The organism is Roseibium algicola (assembly GCF_001999245.1).
In the GTDB taxonomy this organism is placed as follows: domain Bacteria; phylum Pseudomonadota; class Alphaproteobacteria; order Rhizobiales; family Stappiaceae; genus Roseibium; species Roseibium algicola.
On the sequence record NZ_CP019630.1, the window covers coordinates 784,856 to 800,468 of the forward strand.

Sequence of the window (15,613 nt, forward strand, 5' to 3'; positions counted from 1 at the left end):
GTGTTTGCATGCCACCTGATCTCGTCTGTGCAGATTGACGCTAGCAAAGGCAATCGATCAGAGGAAGTTGAATTTTCTGATAAGTTCGATAAGTTATTCTTATGATCAATATCACCCTCAAACAGTTGCGCTATTTCGAGGCCCTCGCCCGGCACGGTCATTTCGGCAAGGCAGCCGAGGCCTGCGCCATTTCGCAGCCGGCGCTGTCCATGCAGATCAAGGAAATGGAGGAAGTGCTCGGCGCGAGCTTGTTCGAACGCGGGGCCAGACAAATCCGCCTGACACATTTTGGTGAAGTTGCCGCCGAGCGTGCCCGCGACATCCTGCGGGCCACCGAGGAGCTGGGTGACCTTGCCAGGGCATCACGCGAAAGGCTTGTCGGGCGGCTGCGCATCGGCGTCATTCCGACTGTCGCCCCCTATCTTCTGCCGAGCGTTGTCGGAGCATTGACCAGGAGCTATCCGGAGCTGGACATTCATGTACGCGAGACAGTGACGCCGAACCTGATCGACGAGCTGGACGAAGGCCGCCTCGACACGGCGATTGTGGCCTTGCCGGTTTCCGAAGGCACGCTTGCCGAAACGGCCCTTTTCAGCGAGCGCTTCGTGCTGGTGCGCTCGGCGCGGGAAGCCAACGCACCAATGCCGAGCGCCGACAGCCTGCGCGAGATGCGGTTGCTTTTGTTGGAGGAAGGCCATTGTTTTCGCGATCAGGCCCTGTCCTTCTGCAACCTGCAATCCGGCCCGCCGCGCGAAGTGCTGGACGCAAGTTCTCTTTCAACACTGGTCCAGATGGTCAGTGCGGGGATGGGTGTCACCCTGATTCCGGAAATGGCCGTTCCCGTGGAGACCCGATCCGCATCGGTGGCAATCTCGCGTTTTGAAGCCCCCGAACCGACCCGGACAATCGGCATGGTCTGGCGTAGAAGGAGCCCGCTGGCAGGCCAGCTCACCGAGATCGCCGATATCGTCAGGCGGTCAGCAGAAGGACTGACGGCCTTGCGAGACCAGCCGGCTATCAGCTGATCGCAACCCCATGCCACGTGTTACGACTGCGTGGCGGCGCGCCGGAATGTCATGACGCCCAGCACTGCCATTGCGCCGGCAAGGCCAAGCAGGACGGCCCTTGCGTCGTCTCCAGCTGCGAAGATGGCAACGATGAGGCCCGCCAGCGGCTGCGACAGATTGTTGAGGCAGATGATCACGCCGGTTGTCTTGCCGAATTCCTCCGGCGGTATGATCTCCTTTCGCAAGGTGCGCACATAGATGTTGAACATCTTGTCGAACCCGGCAATCAGCAGGAAACCTGCCGCATAGATCAGCGGATGGGCTCCAAGGCCTGTCAGCACGGCCCCCGCGCAGATCAACCCGTAAGCCGTAACGCCGAGGGTCTTCAGGCTGAAGGCGACATGTGCGGTCAGCGTCAGGACGGCAAGTGTCGCCAGGGCTCCGCCGACCTGAAGCCAGGCGTAGACCTGTTCGCTTTGGCTGAAAAAGCCCGTCATCATGGCGGCAGCCGTTGCCAACGTCGCGCCAATGATCAGGTTGACGCCGGCGGCCTGCAGGATTGCCCGCGTCAGGCCCGGCAATGTCCAGACCAGCTTGAGCGCGTGTTTGAGGTCCGCCACGGGATGGCGCGAAACACGCCTGCCTGGAGCGTCTTCCATTCGCGCCTGACCGGGCCAGAAGTAAAACGCAAGATCGGCCAACACAAACAGGACCGTTGCCAGCACGACCACTGCCTGCCAGGGCCAGAACGCCATGAGGTAGGCGGCGACCAACGGACCGAGCACGACGCCCATTTGCGAGGCGAGCTGTCCGTAACTCGCCACTTTTTCGAAACGCTGGTCGGAGAAGGCACGTACAAGCACCATTTCCAGCGCCAGCATGCCCTGCGTCGTGAAAATGCCGACAACGGCAGAAAGCCCGATCAGCCACCAGACCCCACCAAATGCAAGCTGACCGGCTATACCGACAATACAGGCCACAGCCCGCAGGATGCGGCTGATACGCAGCAGCAGGATCGGCGAGAACCGGTCACACAGAATTCCTGCGACTGGAAATGTCAGATAGCGCGGCAAGGTTTCGAAGAAGAAGGCAAGGCCGGACCAGGCGACATCGCCGGTTATCTGGAAGATCACCAGCGGCACCAGAAACAGGAGGATCTGGTCGGCCAGAACCGTCAGGAACATGGACGCGAAAAAGGCGCGGTCGCGGACGAGCATTTGCAGCTTTCGAGGGAGCAAGTGTGGCGAGACAGATCACACCTAGCACTCAACACCCCTCATCTGCAAGTCGCTGCAACCGGCCAATTCAATCGATTTAAGAAATATCCGGGACGCTTCTTTTTCTGCGCCCCCGTCAGAGCTTCCTTGCCACGACAAAGCGGCTGTAGGGTGCAGGATAGGTTCCTGTCTCGATGATTTCGAACCCTGCCGACCGGATGCTATCTTCCAGTATGTCGAAGGAAAAGAAACGGACAAAAGGCGCCTTGCCAACCAGTTGCATCACCTTGACGAGGGGAGCAAACAGCCACGCGCGCCTTTTCAGGCAAACGGTCTTGGAAATGTACAGCCCACCCGGTTTCAGGAGATGATGAATGCGGGACAGGGTATCCTCGGCGTTTTCCACCAGATGCAGGAAGTTGTAGGCAAGGATGGCATCGTACCCGGTTTCCCCCGGCTCGACCTTGTCGCTGAAGACATCGGCAACGGCAAACTTCAACCCTTGCGGATGATCTTCGGTATCCGGCCCAACTTTCAATTTCGCCTGTGCAATCTCGATCATGCCGCTGGCGAAATCGGTGGCAAGATAAGACCTGACATTGCCGGCCAACAAAAGCGCCGTCGACCCTGTGCCGCAGCCCAGTTCCAGAACACTGTCCTGCGGCCCCAGATGTTCCGTCGTACGCTCCAGCGTCTTTTCGTAAGCTTCCTGGTTGCGGATTGGAGACGCAGCATATTTGCGCGCAGCCTTGCTCCAGAAACCGGCAGATGACGGCATTTCATTGGTCCATGTTGTCGCCATGGCGAATAGTCCATTTCTAACAGATAAGCGGGAACGGCAGTAACCGGTCGAACCTGGTCCAACTGCAAATATGACAGTCGTCACACAGTTATCCGTACTTCGAAACAGCTTCGAAGCACAGGCTGCTTGAAACTCCCGTACTCGCTATTTCTTCTTCTTGCGGCCGCCGCGCAGACCGATCTGATGAAGAATATCGCGGCCGATATCGCGGCCGCCAGTGGGTGAAGCCAGGAACTCCAGAACCGAAAGAACGATGTTTGCCAATTGGATCATCAAAGATGACGGGCTCATTGGCGTCTCCTTTCGACAAGAAATCTACTTGCTTCAGAAATGAATGAGAATTGCCGAATTCTGGCTAGTTGATATACATATTTGCATGAACTGGCAGACCATCACATTCGACTGGAACCAGGCCCGTGCGTTCCTGGTAACGGCGGAGGAAGGGTCTCTCTCCGCAGCTGCCCGAGCACTCGGACTGACCCAACCCACGCTCAGCCGGCAGGTGGCAGCGCTTGAGCAGACACTTGGCGTGACCCTGTTCGAGCGTGTGTCGAAGAGCCTGATCCTCACGGAAGCCGGGATCGAACTGGCTGATCATGTGCGCGCCATGGGCGACGCGGCCAGCCGGATATCCCTTGCGGCATCCGGCAAATCACAGCAAGTCGAAGGACTGGTCACTGTTTCCACGACGGATCTGATGGCAGCTCATCTCTTGCCCGATATTTTGCGTGAGCTGCGCAAAAAGGCACCGGGCGTGGAAGTGAAAGTGCTTTGTACCAACAGCCTGAGCGACTTGCGCCGACGCGAAGCCGATATTGCCATTCGACATGTCGAACCGGACCATCCTGACCTTTATGCCCGCAAACTGCGCGCAGCCCCGGCCCGCATCTTCGGCGCCAGATCACTGGTTGAACAATTCGGCCGCCCCCTGACGAGGGACGATGCACCAGATCTCGATTTTATCGGCTTCGACAACAACGAAGAGCTGGTCGGCTACCTGCGCGCCTTCGGCCTGAAGGTGACCGAGGCCAATATTCGCCTTGGCTCCCCCAGCGGTGTGGTCGCCTGGGAATTCGTCCGCCAGGGCCTCGGTCTGGCCATCATGGCGGATGAAATCGCTGCCCGGTTCCCCGAGATCGTTCCCGCCTTTTCCGATATCGAACCGGTTTCGTTTCCAATCTGGCTGGTCACCCACCGCGAACTTCACACCAGCCAGAGGATCCGCGTAGTGTTCGATCATCTGGCGGAAGGTTTGCTGAAGGCCAAGCTCGCCAAGATATAGACGCCCGCTCCGGTCCCAGCCATGTGGCGCAAGTATCCGGTCATTTTTTAGCGGCATCCAAAACCAGTCGTTGATCTGCCCGAACTCTTCTTTACGCGGCCTTCGCCCGGCAGAGGCAGCTTGCCCGGATCGGAATGTCCGCACGCGCGATGGCTTGGTCGAGCAGAAGCTTGACGTGCGGCAGCTCCACCTTCTCCGAACGCCTTACCAGACATTCATGCAATCCGTGCAACGCCCAAACATTGCGTGGATGCTGGCTCGGGCGCGGCAGTTTGCCGTCCAATCCGAGATCCGCGCGGTAGACCGCCTCGGCTTCCTCATATTTGCCGGCTTCCATCAGGAGCGCGCCCAAGGCATGGCGCGTTGGCTGTGGCCAGGACCACGGCTCTTCGTATTGAAGCCCGTCGTCCAGGTCGACGGCAGTGCGAAGATGGGCAAGTCCTTCTTCCTTCCGTCCAGCCTTGAAGGACACCTCCCCCTTCATCATTTCCTCTGCAACGGCAAGGACATCCCTTGCGGTGTTGTTGAAGAGCATCCGGCTATCGGGCACCTGCGCATAAGCCGCGGTGAAATCCGCCATGGCGGACTGGGCTTCGTCATGACGGCCGAGGTTGGCCAGAGCGATGGCCTTCGCGTAGTAGATCAACGCGTTGGTGGTGACATAGAGCTCCTTGTCCGCCGGCTGATCGAGCTCAAGGATTTCAGGCCACATTCCGAACCGGATGTAGACATGCGGTGCGGCGGCCACGAAGGTTTCGAAAACGTCCGGATACGATCGAACAACTTCGTCGGGCACCTCGTCGCGCAATCGCTCGACAGCCTCCACCGCGGCGGCTTTTCTACCAAGAAACATGGCGCCGTAGAATGCGAAATGCAGATTGTGGATCCGGTACAGCGCATAGAAATTCGCCGGGCCAGCGTAAGCCTTGAACTTGTCGTCGACCTTGGCTGCCGCAAGATTTCGGTAGAGCACATTCTGATAGTCGCCGCACAAGACATCGATATGCGTTCCCATGTGCACAAGATGCCCGGCATCCGGAACCAGATCCTTCAGCCTGTCGCCATGGCGCAAAGCCTTTTCCGGGTGCGGCGACATTTCCATCAGGTGAATGTACATATGCAAGAGCCCAGGATGATCCCAGGCGCCCGGCAACCTCTCAAATGCATGTTCCAGAACAGCCACGGCCTCGGTGGTGGAACCTTCAGGGTTCGGCACGCCCGTGTGGAAATCCCACAATTGCCAGGGCGTGCGGTTCATCAAGGCCTCTGCATAGATGCACGCGACATCCAGATCTTCCCTGTTGGCTTCGTAAACGGGTTTCATCGCTTCCGCGAAGCCATCGTTGAAGGGCTGATAGTCTTCGATTTCCGGATCTGTGGGATAACGCGACGCCAGGGCCTCGATCAGCGCACGCTCCACCGGCCTGGCCTCCTTCAGTGCCTTTGCGGTGGCCAGCGCTGCATGTGCTCGTGCCAGCGCAGGCCCCTTTTCCTCAGGCGTGAAGATTTCCCAGGCCTTGTTGTAATTCGGACCGATACCGTAAGCGATGCCCCAGTGAGCCAACGCACAGGCCGGGTCGGCCGCCACCGCCTTTTCGAAACAGACAATCGCCTCTTCGTGATTATAGGCAAATAGCCAGACCAGACCGCGGTCAAACCAGACTTGCGCTTCCGGTATTGACGTCACGACACGCGTATAGCGGCCGAGATCAAAATACTCTGACATGATACATCCCCCCTGATACGCGACACCAACCCGAGGATCGAGGCTGGCACGCCGAAAACGGCGGTTTCGAGCCGTCTTCCAGATAATAGGCATTGGTGCCCAGAGGGTAATTTGAAATTAAAAGTGACGTAAGGGCAATCGCAAAAGCACTTCAAGTATGCTCAGGCGCCGCGCAGACCAATTCACACGAGCCCGTTTTGATCCTGAACAGCGCCGAGCCTTCGCCTAACCCAGCATCCAGTTGAGTATCAGGCGCCAGTCGGTCATGCGGATGGGGGTGCCGTGGGTGCCTGTATCGAACAGCGTGAACTTGATCGGATAGTTCGGCGCCCTGGTCTTGATCTGTTTGAAGAAGTTCGCCTGATCTTCCCAATTGTAGACCTGGTCGAGCGTCCCCTGCCCCATATAAATCGGCACGTTGCGCCCGAGTGCACCTGAAGACAGGAAGTTGGGATCCTTCGGTGAGCCAAGCAGCAGGATGCCGGAAAGCATGCTGGCATAATTGGCGTTCTTTACCAGGTTCCAGCAGATGATGCCGCCCATGGAACCGCAGGCAACCACGACCTTGGCACGCGGCGACAGCTGCTTCTGATACTGGATCAGGGCTGCCACATCCGCCGTGCCGCGATTGTCGAAGTTCTTTATGTCGACGGTCAGGTAGGCGCCGCCGTTCCTGACCATCAGGTTCTGAACGCGGTTGAAGTTGCCACCGAACGAAACGTCGTTCATGCCCTGAAAGCGGTTGCCGCCCTGCCCGTGAATGTAGATCACGATGGCATTGGCACCGCCCTTCCAGTTGCCGGTGCCCATGAATTCGACAACCCGGCCGTTGGCTTTCAGTTCTCCGCTGCCACGGCCCCGCTTCGGTTTGTAGGAGACGTAGTTGCCGTAGACCCTGCGTTCGTCGACTTCGTCGCGATCGCGCAGGTCTCGCTGTTTGGAATATTCAACGACGATAAAATCGCCATCATAGAGCGTTTCTGAGACCTTCTTGTATCTGAACAGCCCATCCTTGTAAGGCTTAAGGGCCTCAGCCCACGCCGCCCCTGCCGTGCCCGCATATGCCAACACCCCGCAAAGCAGAAGGTTCCGGATCAAGCAGGCCGGGCGGGAGTTGAGAAATCGGTGCAGCATGTGGCGTCCTTCAAGGCGCGGATCAAAGACATAATTCTGACCCCAAAGCATCTGGCGTTCAAATCAACGCGGACAAGTGCCCCGAATACCATGAGACCGATCAACAGCGGCAGACCACCGATTCAGGCACCCCTTCCGCACCGACAACCTACGCGGCACCCAAGGCGCATGCAATCGGTGGCGATCCAAAATCCGGCAGGATTTCTCTCCACCCCGGACAGAAGACGCACGAGGTGTTGCTGTTGTCGAATTCGCGTCATCCAGGCTGCCCATTGCGGCTGAACGCAGCTTTTCGCCCGACCCTTGCAAATAGTGCCAAGGCGTTTTGCTGGTCTTTATCCACAAATCCTAACGTTTGCTGAATAAGTCTGCTGCAAATTGCGAATTTAAGGATTTGGTAACCATAAAAATCCAAGACTGCCAGACAGATAGGCCTGCAATGGGTCATCGGCGACACAAGCGGATTTGCAACGGAACACTCGGGAACCCGCTGACAGATCGCCTTCAAGGTGTTGGGGCAGCTTTCGGCATGCACTCGCAGACGCAAGTTGCTCCAGACAATGCTCGGCAAGGTCAGGAGAAGCCAGATGCCAGTCATTTCCTTCGCAAACGCAAAGGGCGGCGCCGGAAAAACCACGGCGGCTCTGCTGCTGGCGACAGAAGTCGCAGCACGGGGAAAGCGTGTCACGATCTTTGATGCGGACCCGCAGAAATGGATCTCGAAGTGGTACGAGTTGCCACGCAAGAGCCCGGGCATCAACGTCGTCAGCGAAATTTCGCCGGCCTCCATTACAGAGCAGATCACACTTGCCGCCGAAACGTCCGACTATGTGATTGTCGATCTTGAAGGAACCGAAAACCTCATCGTCGCCAACGCACTTTCAGTGTCCGACCTTGTGGTCGTGCCGATCCAGGGCTCTTCGATGGATGCGCGCGGTGGCGCCAAGATCCTGACCCTGATCAAGAAGCTGGAAAAGATCGTCCGCCACGACATCAAGCATTGCGTGGTTCTGACCCGTACCAATGCCGCGGTGACAACGCGTGCCATGAAGGCGGTCCAGGACTTCCTTTCCGCCCAGAATATCGACGTTCTTATGACCCCGATTGTGGAACGCGCCGCGTTCCGCGATCTCTTCGAATTCGGTGGCGGCCTCTCCGGCCTCGACACGTCGCTGGTCTCCGGTGTCGGCAAGGCCCGGGAAAACGCTTCGCTTTATGCCGCGGAAATCCTCGAACGGGCTATCACCGTTCCCAGGAAGCGCTGGTACAACGTGTTCAAGCGGGCGAGTTGACGGCGTTTGTTCCTGTCGTTTTTGCAAGAAAGGCTGCGGCTCAAACCGCGGCCTTTTTCGTATCGTTAGCAGAAGACCGGACCTGCGCTCTCCTGCTTGGCATGCCCGGTGTTGATGCCCGGCGTTGACGCCCGGCATTGCCCCGAAGACGGCAGGTCCGAACCGGCCTCAACCAGCCATGGCACAGGCCCGCGAAGCAGGCTATGGTGGCGGCAAGGCGATACCCTTCTTGCCGCATACCCTTGATCCATAGGGAGGAATTCATGTCTACACCTCGTCTGCGCAGTGTCCTCGCAGCCACCGTGTGCCTGTTTGCTGCCGGTTGTTACGGTGAAGACGGGAATGTTGCCCTTGGAAACCTCGAGCGAGACAGGGTCGCACTGACAGCAACAGCAAATGAGGTTCTGGTCGAGTTGCCTGTGCCACAAGGGACCTTCGTCAAGAAGGGCACCGTTCTGGCTCAGCTGGACCCGGCCGAACAGCAGGCCATCGTCGCCCAGGCGAAGGCGGAGGTGCAGAAGGCCAAGGCCAATCTCGTGAAGCTTGAAAACGGCGCCCGCGACGAGGAGATAGCCAAGGCTCGCGCGGCCGTAGCGGGTGCGAAAGCGGAGCTGGAAGATGCGCAGGCTTCGTTCGGGCGCTACGACGACCTGACCGGACGCGGCACCACAAGCCAGGCACAGCTCGACAGTGCCAAGGCTGCGCGCGATGCAGCCGACGCGACCCTGAAAAGTGCGCAGGAACAACTGAAGGAGCTTGTCGCCGGCACAAGACCGGAAGACCTCGACATAGCCAAGGCCGAACTGGAGGCCGCCCAGGCAAGCCTCGCCACCCAGGAAAAGATCCTGTCCGATCTGACCATTACTGCCTCGCGTGATGGCACGCTCGATAACCTTCCCTGGAACCTTGGAGAACGGGTGACGGTCGGCAGTCCGGTCGTTGTGATGCTGGCCGGCGATGCACCCTATGCCCGCGTCTATGTTCCCGAACCGCACCGGGTGAAGGTCAAGCAGGGCGACAAGCTGGAGGTGCGAATTGACGGCCTCGACAAGCCGATCGAAGGCACTGTGCGCTGGATCAGCTCCGAAGCTTCCTTCACGCCCTACTACGCGCTCAATCAATCCGAGCGCGCCCGGTTGATGTATGTCGCCGAAGTGCAGTTGCCCGACAGCGCCAGCGACCTGCCAAACGGCGTTCCGGCCCAGGTCGTTCTGCCGTGAGTTCAAACGACGGCGACATCGTCATCCGGGCAGAGGGCCTGGTGAAAAGCTTCAAGGGGTTCCGGGCGGTCGACGGACTGGATCTGACCATCGAGCGTGGCATGATCTATGGCTTTCTCGGCCCCAACGGCTGCGGCAAGACCACGGCCATGCGCATGCTGACGGGACTTCTCACACCGACCGAAGGCACCGTCGAAGTGCTGGGGCTTTCCGTCCCCAAGGATGCCGAGACCCTGAAATACAAGATCGGCTACATGACCCAGGCCTTTTCGCTTTACGGTGATCTGACGGTTCTGGAGAACCTCAACTTCATGGCAACGATCTACGGCCTGCCATCGAAGCGGAAGAAGCAGCGCATTGCCGAGGTCATGGAGCGATATGAATTGAGCGAGCTGGGTGACCGGTTCGCAGGCAAGATGTCCGGCGGGCAACGCCAGCGCCTGGCGCTGGCAACCGCGGTTCTGCACGAACCGCAGCTTTTGTTTCTGGACGAACCGACCTCGGCCGTGGATCCGGAGTCGCGCCGACATTTCTGGGAACAGCTGTTCGACCTGGTCGATGGCGGAACGTCCATTGTCGTGACCACGCATTTCATGGACGAGGCGGAACGCTGCCACAAGATTGCAATCATGGAAGCAGGCCAGAAACGTGCTGACGGGGCACCGAAGGACCTGATGGCGGCAATGGGTGCCAATGTCGTGGAAATCGAAGGCCCCAACCTGCGCGAAATCCGCCGCCGGCTGCTGGGAACGGAAGGCATCATCACCGCCGCGCAGCTGGGTGCACGCCTGCGTGTTCTGGTGCGGGACGACATTGCCGATCCCGAAGCTTTCCTGAAAAACAAGGACGAGACCAACGGTGCCACGTTGATCGAAAAGGTGCGCCCGAACCTGGAAGATGTCTTCGTGACGGCAACGGGAGAAGGCCGACAATGATCAGACCCCTTTCACGGATATCGGCCATCTTCTTCAAGGAACTCAGCCAGCTGCGCCGGGATCGGATGACCTTCGGCATGGTCATCATGATCCCGTTGATCCAGCTGATCCTGTTCGGCTACGCCATCAACACCAACATTCGTGATATTCCCGTTGCTGTCGTCGATCACAGCCAGACCGGGCTGAGCCGGATCCTGATCCAGATGGTGGAAGCGACCCGTGTCGTAAAGGTGACCGAACGCCTGACCAGCATCGAGGAAGCGGAAACCGCGATCAAGGCCGCGCGCGTGCGCGCCGCCTTCATTCTGCCGGACGACCTCTCCCAGAGGGTCGCCCGCTCGCCCGCCGCCAACCTGGGCACGCCGCCTTCCACCGACGAGGAAACCAGCCGCCCTGTTGCCCAGTGGATCGTCGACGGCTCCGACACCATGATTGCAGGTGCCATCAAGTCGCTGCGCAACATGCCGCTGGCAGAATTGAACCGTCAGGCCCCGAACCGGTCGACGCCGACCTTCGAGGTGGCCCTGTTTTTCAACCCGGAACAGCGTACCGCCATCAACATCGTCCCCGGCCTGGTCGGCATCATCCTGACCATGACCATGATCATGTTCACATCGGCGGCAATCGTGCGCGAACGCGAGCGCGGCAACATGGAAATGCTGATCAACACGCCGGTGCGGCCGATCGAGCTGATGATCGGCAAGATCATTCCCTACATCTTCATCGGCCTATTGCAGACGATGATCATCCTCGGGCTCGGACACCTGCTGTTCAACGTGCCTTTCGGCGACAAGATATTCGATCTCTTTGTCGGCACATTGCTCTTCATCGGAGCCAGTCTGTCACTGGGCCTGGTACTGTCGACCATTGCCCAGAGCCAGTTGCAGGCAACCCAGATGACGGTGTTCGTGCTGCTGCCGTCCATCCTGCTGTCCGGCTTCATGTTTCCCTATGAAGGCATGCCGGTGATCGCGCAGTATATTGCCGAGGCGTTTCCGGCGACCCATTTCATGCGCATGATCAGAGGGTTCGTCCTGCGGGACGCCGGGCTGCTTGAGCTGCACCGCGACGTGCTCTGGATGTGCGGGTTCTTCGTTCTGGGCATGATCGTCGCCGCTTTCCGCTTCAAGAAACGGCTGGACTGAGGAATGTTTGGCCTGAGGCCGGTTGCTTAGCCAACTGCTGTGGTGACCCGGTTTCCTTCCCCCGCCTCCCTCGCGACCTCATCCTGAGGAGCGCATTTCTGCGCGTCTCGAAGGATGGGCGGCATACTCAGGAGCAAGCGGCCCATCCTTCGCGACAGCGCTCACGCGCTTCCTCAGGATGAGGCTGTCGTATTGTGGGAAGTCCGGATAGCCGCCAGTTGGGAGCCAGTCTCCCTCGCCCACTACTTCGGTTGCGGGCCCGTATCGAAACGCGGGTTGGCGGTTTTCAGGACCGGGGTCTGTACAGAGACATTCTCCCGGCTCTCACGCCACACGACGAAGATACCCGAGGCAATGATAACTGCAGAGCCGAGGCCGACGTAGAAATCCGGTGTTTCGGAAAAGAACAGCATGCCGAACAGGCTTGCCCAGAGGATCTGGCTGTATTGCAGCGGTGCAACGACCGCGGCCGGCGCTGCCTTGTAGGCGGAGATCGTCAGGAACTGGGCAATGACCGAAAGAAAGCCGATCGCCGCCATAAGTCCGAGGTCGAGAAGCTCCACCGGCACATAGAAGACCGGCAGCGTCATCGACATGGCCATCATGGACAGGATCATCGGGTAGAGGATCAGGACGGCTGGACGTTCCTTGCCGCCGAGTTTACGCACCAGAATGGTGGAAAGCGAATTGGCGAAGGCCGCTGTCAGGGCAGCTGCATGGCCGAGGGTCAGCTCCGTCACGCCGGGACGTAAAACGATTAGAACGCCGATCAAACCGACGATCACGGCAGCCCAGCGCTGCGCCCGCACTGTCTCACCAAGCAGCGGTACGGACAAGGCGGTGATCAGAAGCGGCATGGCAAACAGCAATGCATAGACCTCGGCCAGCGGCAGCGCCGTAAAGGCGTAGAACCCGCAGGACATGGCGATAATGGCCAGGCCTGCCCGCGACAGCACCAGCCAGGGGTGTCTTGGACGGAAATTGTCGACTGCCTTGTCCGCCAGCATCATCATCGACATCGGCACGAAGGCAAAAAGCATCGTGAAGAAGATGATCTGAAAGACCGGATAGCTGCCACCGAGTTCCTTGATGATGGCGTCATGCGTGGAAAACAGGGCAAATGCGAGAAGCGCGGCGGCAAGTCCCTTGAGCGATTCAGTCATAGGCCGGGCCTTAATGGTGTGATGGCCGCCCGCAGAAACCGGACGGTTGCTGGGCTGGTTCCGGACGTGACGTCTTGTTTCGTCAGCCGAGCGGTGATGGCAAATCAGCGGTTGGTGGCAATGTCTTGCTTCGATCATCACTGAAACGAAGAAAAGTTCAAGAAAGGCCGCTTCGTTTCAGACGGGTTTCGGACCAAATGACGAAGAGTTTCCACAAAGCAAATGGCGCGGCAGAGGTTTCCCGCTGCCGCGCCATCATTTGCAGTTTGCCAAAACGGCTTTTCAATCCTGGTAACCGGTTCCGGCTCTTTTCAGAGGATCTTGCGCCGCAGGTAGGACGATACAACCTCTCCCACCACCACCAGGGCGATGATGGCCAGGAGCACCATGGAGACTTCCTGCCAGTTGAAGGTATCGATGGCCCCTTGCAGGATCACACCAATGCCCCCTGCCCCGACCAGCCCGAGAACCGTGGATTCCCGCAGGTTGATGTCCCAGCGTAGGATAGTCACCGCAAAGAAGGTCGGCATGACCTGGGGGACGATGGCATAGAGCACCACCTTGAAATGGCTTGCGCCGCACGCCTTTAGCGCCTCGACCGGTTTCGGATCGATTTCCTCGATGGCTTCGCCCAGCAGTTTGCCCAGGAAGCCGATGGAACGGAACATGATTGCAACGATGCCGGCAACAACACCCGGGCCGAAGATTGCCACGAACAAGAGGGCCCAGATGATCGTGTTCACCGAACGCGACGAGACCAGGATGAACCGGCCAAGCCAGAGCGTCAGTGCGTTCGGCGTGGTGTTCTGCGCGGCGATATAGGCCACCGGCAGAGCCAGCACGACCGCCATAGCCGTTGCGATTGTGGCAAGGTTTACCGTCTCCCACAACGCACTCAGAATCTGGTCGAGGTGGGTCGGGTCTGGAGGTACCATGCGGCTGAAAAGATCGCCCATCTGGGTCGGCGCGTCCCACACCCAGGCCCAGATGATGTTGACGCTGCCGAGGGCCCAGGCAACGACGAGTGCGGTCAGGGCAAAGTAGCCGTAGCGCTGAAACCGTTGGGCCGGCGTGTAACGCGCCCAGTCTTGGAGCTGTACCTGTTCCATTATGCGATCCGCTTTCTGATTGCACCGCTGACGGCTTCGGAAATCAGGATGGCACCCACGATGACCATGGTGATGGCCAGGGCGAAGTCGTAGTCGTAGCGCCCGAAGGCATTCGCCAGGGTGGCGCCGATGCCGCCCGCGCCAACGATACCGACGACCGCCGAGGCTCTCAGGTTACTGTCGAGCTGATAGATGCCAAGGCCGATCTGGCGCTGCATGATCTGCGGGAACACCGCGTAAACCAGTGTGGACAGGAACGGTGCGCCCGCTGCCTTCATGGCTTCGACGGGCCCCGGATCGATTTCCTCGATCTTTTCCGCCAGTAGCTTGGCAACAAAGCCGATGGAGTAGACGATCAGCGTCAGGACACCCGCGAAGGGACCGAATCCGACCGCTTTCACGAAGATGATGGCGACAATTACCGGATGGAAGCTGCGTGCGATGATGATGACCGCCCGGCCAAAATAATAGATCGGGAGCGGTGCGATGTTCCTGGCCGCCATGAAGGCGATCGGGATCGACAGCAGGATGCCGCCGACAGTTGCAAGGATCGCGATCTTCAGGCTTTCCATAAACCCGTCGATGAGCAATTCGCTGCGCTGGAAGCTGGGCGGGAAGGCCCCGCCGAAGATCCGCCCTGCACGGCTCAAGCCTTGCATCATGCGGTCCCAGTCGATCGGCAGCGTCGCAAAGGTGGTCACGATATAAACCGCTATTGCGACATAAAGGCCGTAGCGCAATAGCGGGTTGGCGATGAAGGGCTGCTTGCGCCAGGTATCCCTCGCCGTACTCATGCCGCAGCGCCTTCCATCTGCCGGTCTTCGTGAGGAACACCGGCATAGATTTCGTGCATCGCGTCCTTCGTCAGGGCATCCGGCAGATCGTCGAAAATGATCCGCCCATAGCGCATGCCGACGATACGGTCGCTGAATTCCTTGGCTTCATTGACGTTGTGAATGTTGATGATCACCGGAAGCTTCAGTTCGCGCGCAAGATCCCGCAGCAGCGTCATGATCTGTTCCGAGGTCTTCGGGTCGAGAGAGGCTGTCGGTTCGTCGGCCAGAAGGATTTCAGGTTGTTGCATCAGCGCCCGGATAACGCCGACACGCTGGCGTTCGCCGCCTGAAAGTTCGTCCGCGCGCTTGTTGGCGTAATGGGCGATCCCGACCCGCTCCATGAGCTCATAGGCCCGGCGGATGTCTTCCTTGGGGTAACGCCTCGAAAGCGCTGCCCAGGTCGAGATGTAACCGAGGCGCCCGCTCTGGACATTTTCCATGACGGTCAGGCGGTCGACCAGATTGAAGCTCTGGAACACCATGCCGATGCGGCGGCGGCCGACGCGCAGCTCGCGCTTGCCCAGGCTGGTGAAATCGGTGCCATTCAGGAAGATCTTGCCGGAGGTCGGCTCGACCAGCCGGTTGATGCAGCGAAGCAGAGTACTCTTGCCTGCCCCCGAAGAGCCGATCACGGAGACGACCTCTTCACCGGGAACCTCGAGGTCCAGGTCTTTGAGCACAGGATCCCCGGCCCCGTAACGTTTCACAAGGCTTGTTATCTTTAGCATGTTTTACCTCGATTGAA

At 59.0% G+C, this 15,613-nt stretch carries 15 protein-coding genes; 6 read left to right on the forward strand and 9 right to left on the reverse strand.

What is annotated here, in order from left to right:
• The first annotated feature begins 101 nt into the window (after positions 1-101).
• Positions 102-1,025 (forward strand): LysR substrate-binding domain-containing protein, encoded by a 924-nt coding sequence (locus tag B0E33_RS03755; protein ID WP_075284260.1) that lies wholly within the window; start codon positions 102-104, stop codon positions 1,023-1,025.
• Positions 1,026-1,045: 20 nt separating this feature from the next.
• On the opposite strand, the gene B0E33_RS03760 is transcribed toward B0E33_RS03755, so the two are convergent.
• The 3 genes from B0E33_RS03760 to B0E33_RS30820 form a co-directional block, all read right to left on the reverse strand.
• Entirely contained in the window at positions 1,046-2,224 is a 1,179-nt protein-coding gene (locus B0E33_RS03760) for an MFS transporter (RefSeq protein ID WP_208997756.1), read from the reverse strand.
• A gap of 136 nt (positions 2,225-2,360) precedes the next feature.
• Positions 2,361-3,026 (reverse strand): class I SAM-dependent methyltransferase, encoded by a 666-nt coding sequence (locus B0E33_RS03765; RefSeq protein WP_077290466.1) that lies wholly within the window; start codon positions 3,024-3,026, stop codon positions 2,361-2,363.
• A 144-nt stretch (positions 3,027-3,170) separates the two neighbouring features.
• Positions 3,171-3,317 carry a hypothetical protein gene (locus tag B0E33_RS30820; protein ID WP_023000028.1) on the reverse strand — a complete coding sequence of 49 codons (147 nt, stop codon included), beginning with the start codon at positions 3,315-3,317 and terminating at the stop codon, positions 3,171-3,173.
• A gap of 85 nt (positions 3,318-3,402) precedes the next feature.
• Between B0E33_RS30820 and B0E33_RS03770 the strand changes: the two genes are divergently transcribed.
• Complete coding sequence (locus B0E33_RS03770; protein ID WP_077293136.1) at positions 3,403-4,308, forward strand: LysR family transcriptional regulator; 906 nt, start codon at positions 3,403-3,405, stop codon at positions 4,306-4,308.
• Between the two features lie 91 nt (positions 4,309-4,399).
• Here B0E33_RS03770 and B0E33_RS03775 read toward each other — a convergent pair whose 3' ends face one another.
• Both B0E33_RS03775 and B0E33_RS03780 read right to left on the reverse strand, forming a co-directional pair.
• Positions 4,400-6,034, reverse strand: a complete 1,635-nt coding sequence (locus B0E33_RS03775; RefSeq protein ID WP_077290467.1) for a tetratricopeptide repeat protein — start codon at positions 6,032-6,034, stop codon at positions 4,400-4,402.
• 225 nt (positions 6,035-6,259) lie between these two features.
• Positions 6,260-7,168, reverse strand: a complete 909-nt coding sequence (locus B0E33_RS03780) for an alpha/beta fold hydrolase (RefSeq protein ID WP_075284264.1) — start codon at positions 7,166-7,168, stop codon at positions 6,260-6,262.
• A gap of 587 nt (positions 7,169-7,755) precedes the next feature.
• On the opposite strand from B0E33_RS03780, the gene B0E33_RS03785 reads away from it, so the two are divergent.
• The 4 genes from B0E33_RS03785 (at position 7,756) to B0E33_RS03800 (ending at position 11,760) form a co-directional block, all read left to right on the forward strand.
• A complete protein-coding gene (locus tag B0E33_RS03785; protein WP_035908315.1) occupies positions 7,756-8,460 on the forward strand; it encodes an AAA family ATPase in 705 nt (234 codons plus the stop codon).
• A 263-nt stretch (positions 8,461-8,723) separates the two neighbouring features.
• Positions 8,724-9,680, forward strand: a complete 957-nt coding sequence (locus tag B0E33_RS03790) for an HlyD family secretion protein (RefSeq protein ID WP_077290468.1) — start codon at positions 8,724-8,726, stop codon at positions 9,678-9,680.
• A complete protein-coding gene (locus tag B0E33_RS03795; RefSeq protein WP_023000022.1) occupies positions 9,677-10,615 on the forward strand; it encodes an ABC transporter ATP-binding protein in 939 nt (312 codons plus the stop codon). The genes B0E33_RS03790 and B0E33_RS03795 overlap by 4 nt, the downstream gene beginning before the upstream one ends.
• On the forward strand, positions 10,612-11,760 hold the full coding sequence (locus B0E33_RS03800; RefSeq protein ID WP_075284259.1) for an ABC transporter permease: 1,149 nt from the start codon (positions 10,612-10,614) through the stop codon (positions 11,758-11,760). The genes B0E33_RS03795 and B0E33_RS03800 overlap by 4 nt, the downstream gene beginning before the upstream one ends.
• 242 nt (positions 11,761-12,002) lie before the next feature.
• Here the strand turns inward: B0E33_RS03800 and B0E33_RS03805 are convergent, their stop codons facing one another.
• From B0E33_RS03805 to phnC, 4 genes are all read right to left on the reverse strand, one after another.
• The gene (locus tag B0E33_RS03805; RefSeq protein ID WP_023000020.1) at positions 12,003-12,923 is read right to left on the reverse strand and encodes a DMT family transporter; all 921 of its coding nucleotides are present in this window, start codon (positions 12,921-12,923) and stop codon (positions 12,003-12,005) included.
• 311 nt (positions 12,924-13,234) lie between these two features.
• A complete protein-coding gene (gene phnE, locus B0E33_RS03810; protein ID WP_023000019.1) occupies positions 13,235-14,032 on the reverse strand; it encodes a phosphonate ABC transporter, permease protein PhnE in 798 nt (265 codons plus the stop codon).
• Complete coding sequence (gene phnE, locus B0E33_RS03815; protein ID WP_023000018.1) at positions 14,032-14,826, reverse strand: phosphonate ABC transporter, permease protein PhnE; 795 nt, start codon at positions 14,824-14,826, stop codon at positions 14,032-14,034. The genes phnE (B0E33_RS03810) and phnE (B0E33_RS03815) overlap by 1 nt, the downstream gene beginning before the upstream one ends.
• Positions 14,823-15,596 (reverse strand): phosphonate ABC transporter ATP-binding protein, encoded by a 774-nt coding sequence (phnC, locus tag B0E33_RS03820; protein ID WP_006939395.1) that lies wholly within the window; start codon positions 15,594-15,596, stop codon positions 14,823-14,825. The genes phnE (B0E33_RS03815) and phnC overlap by 4 nt, the downstream gene beginning before the upstream one ends.
• Between the last annotated feature and the right edge of the window lie 17 nt (positions 15,597-15,613).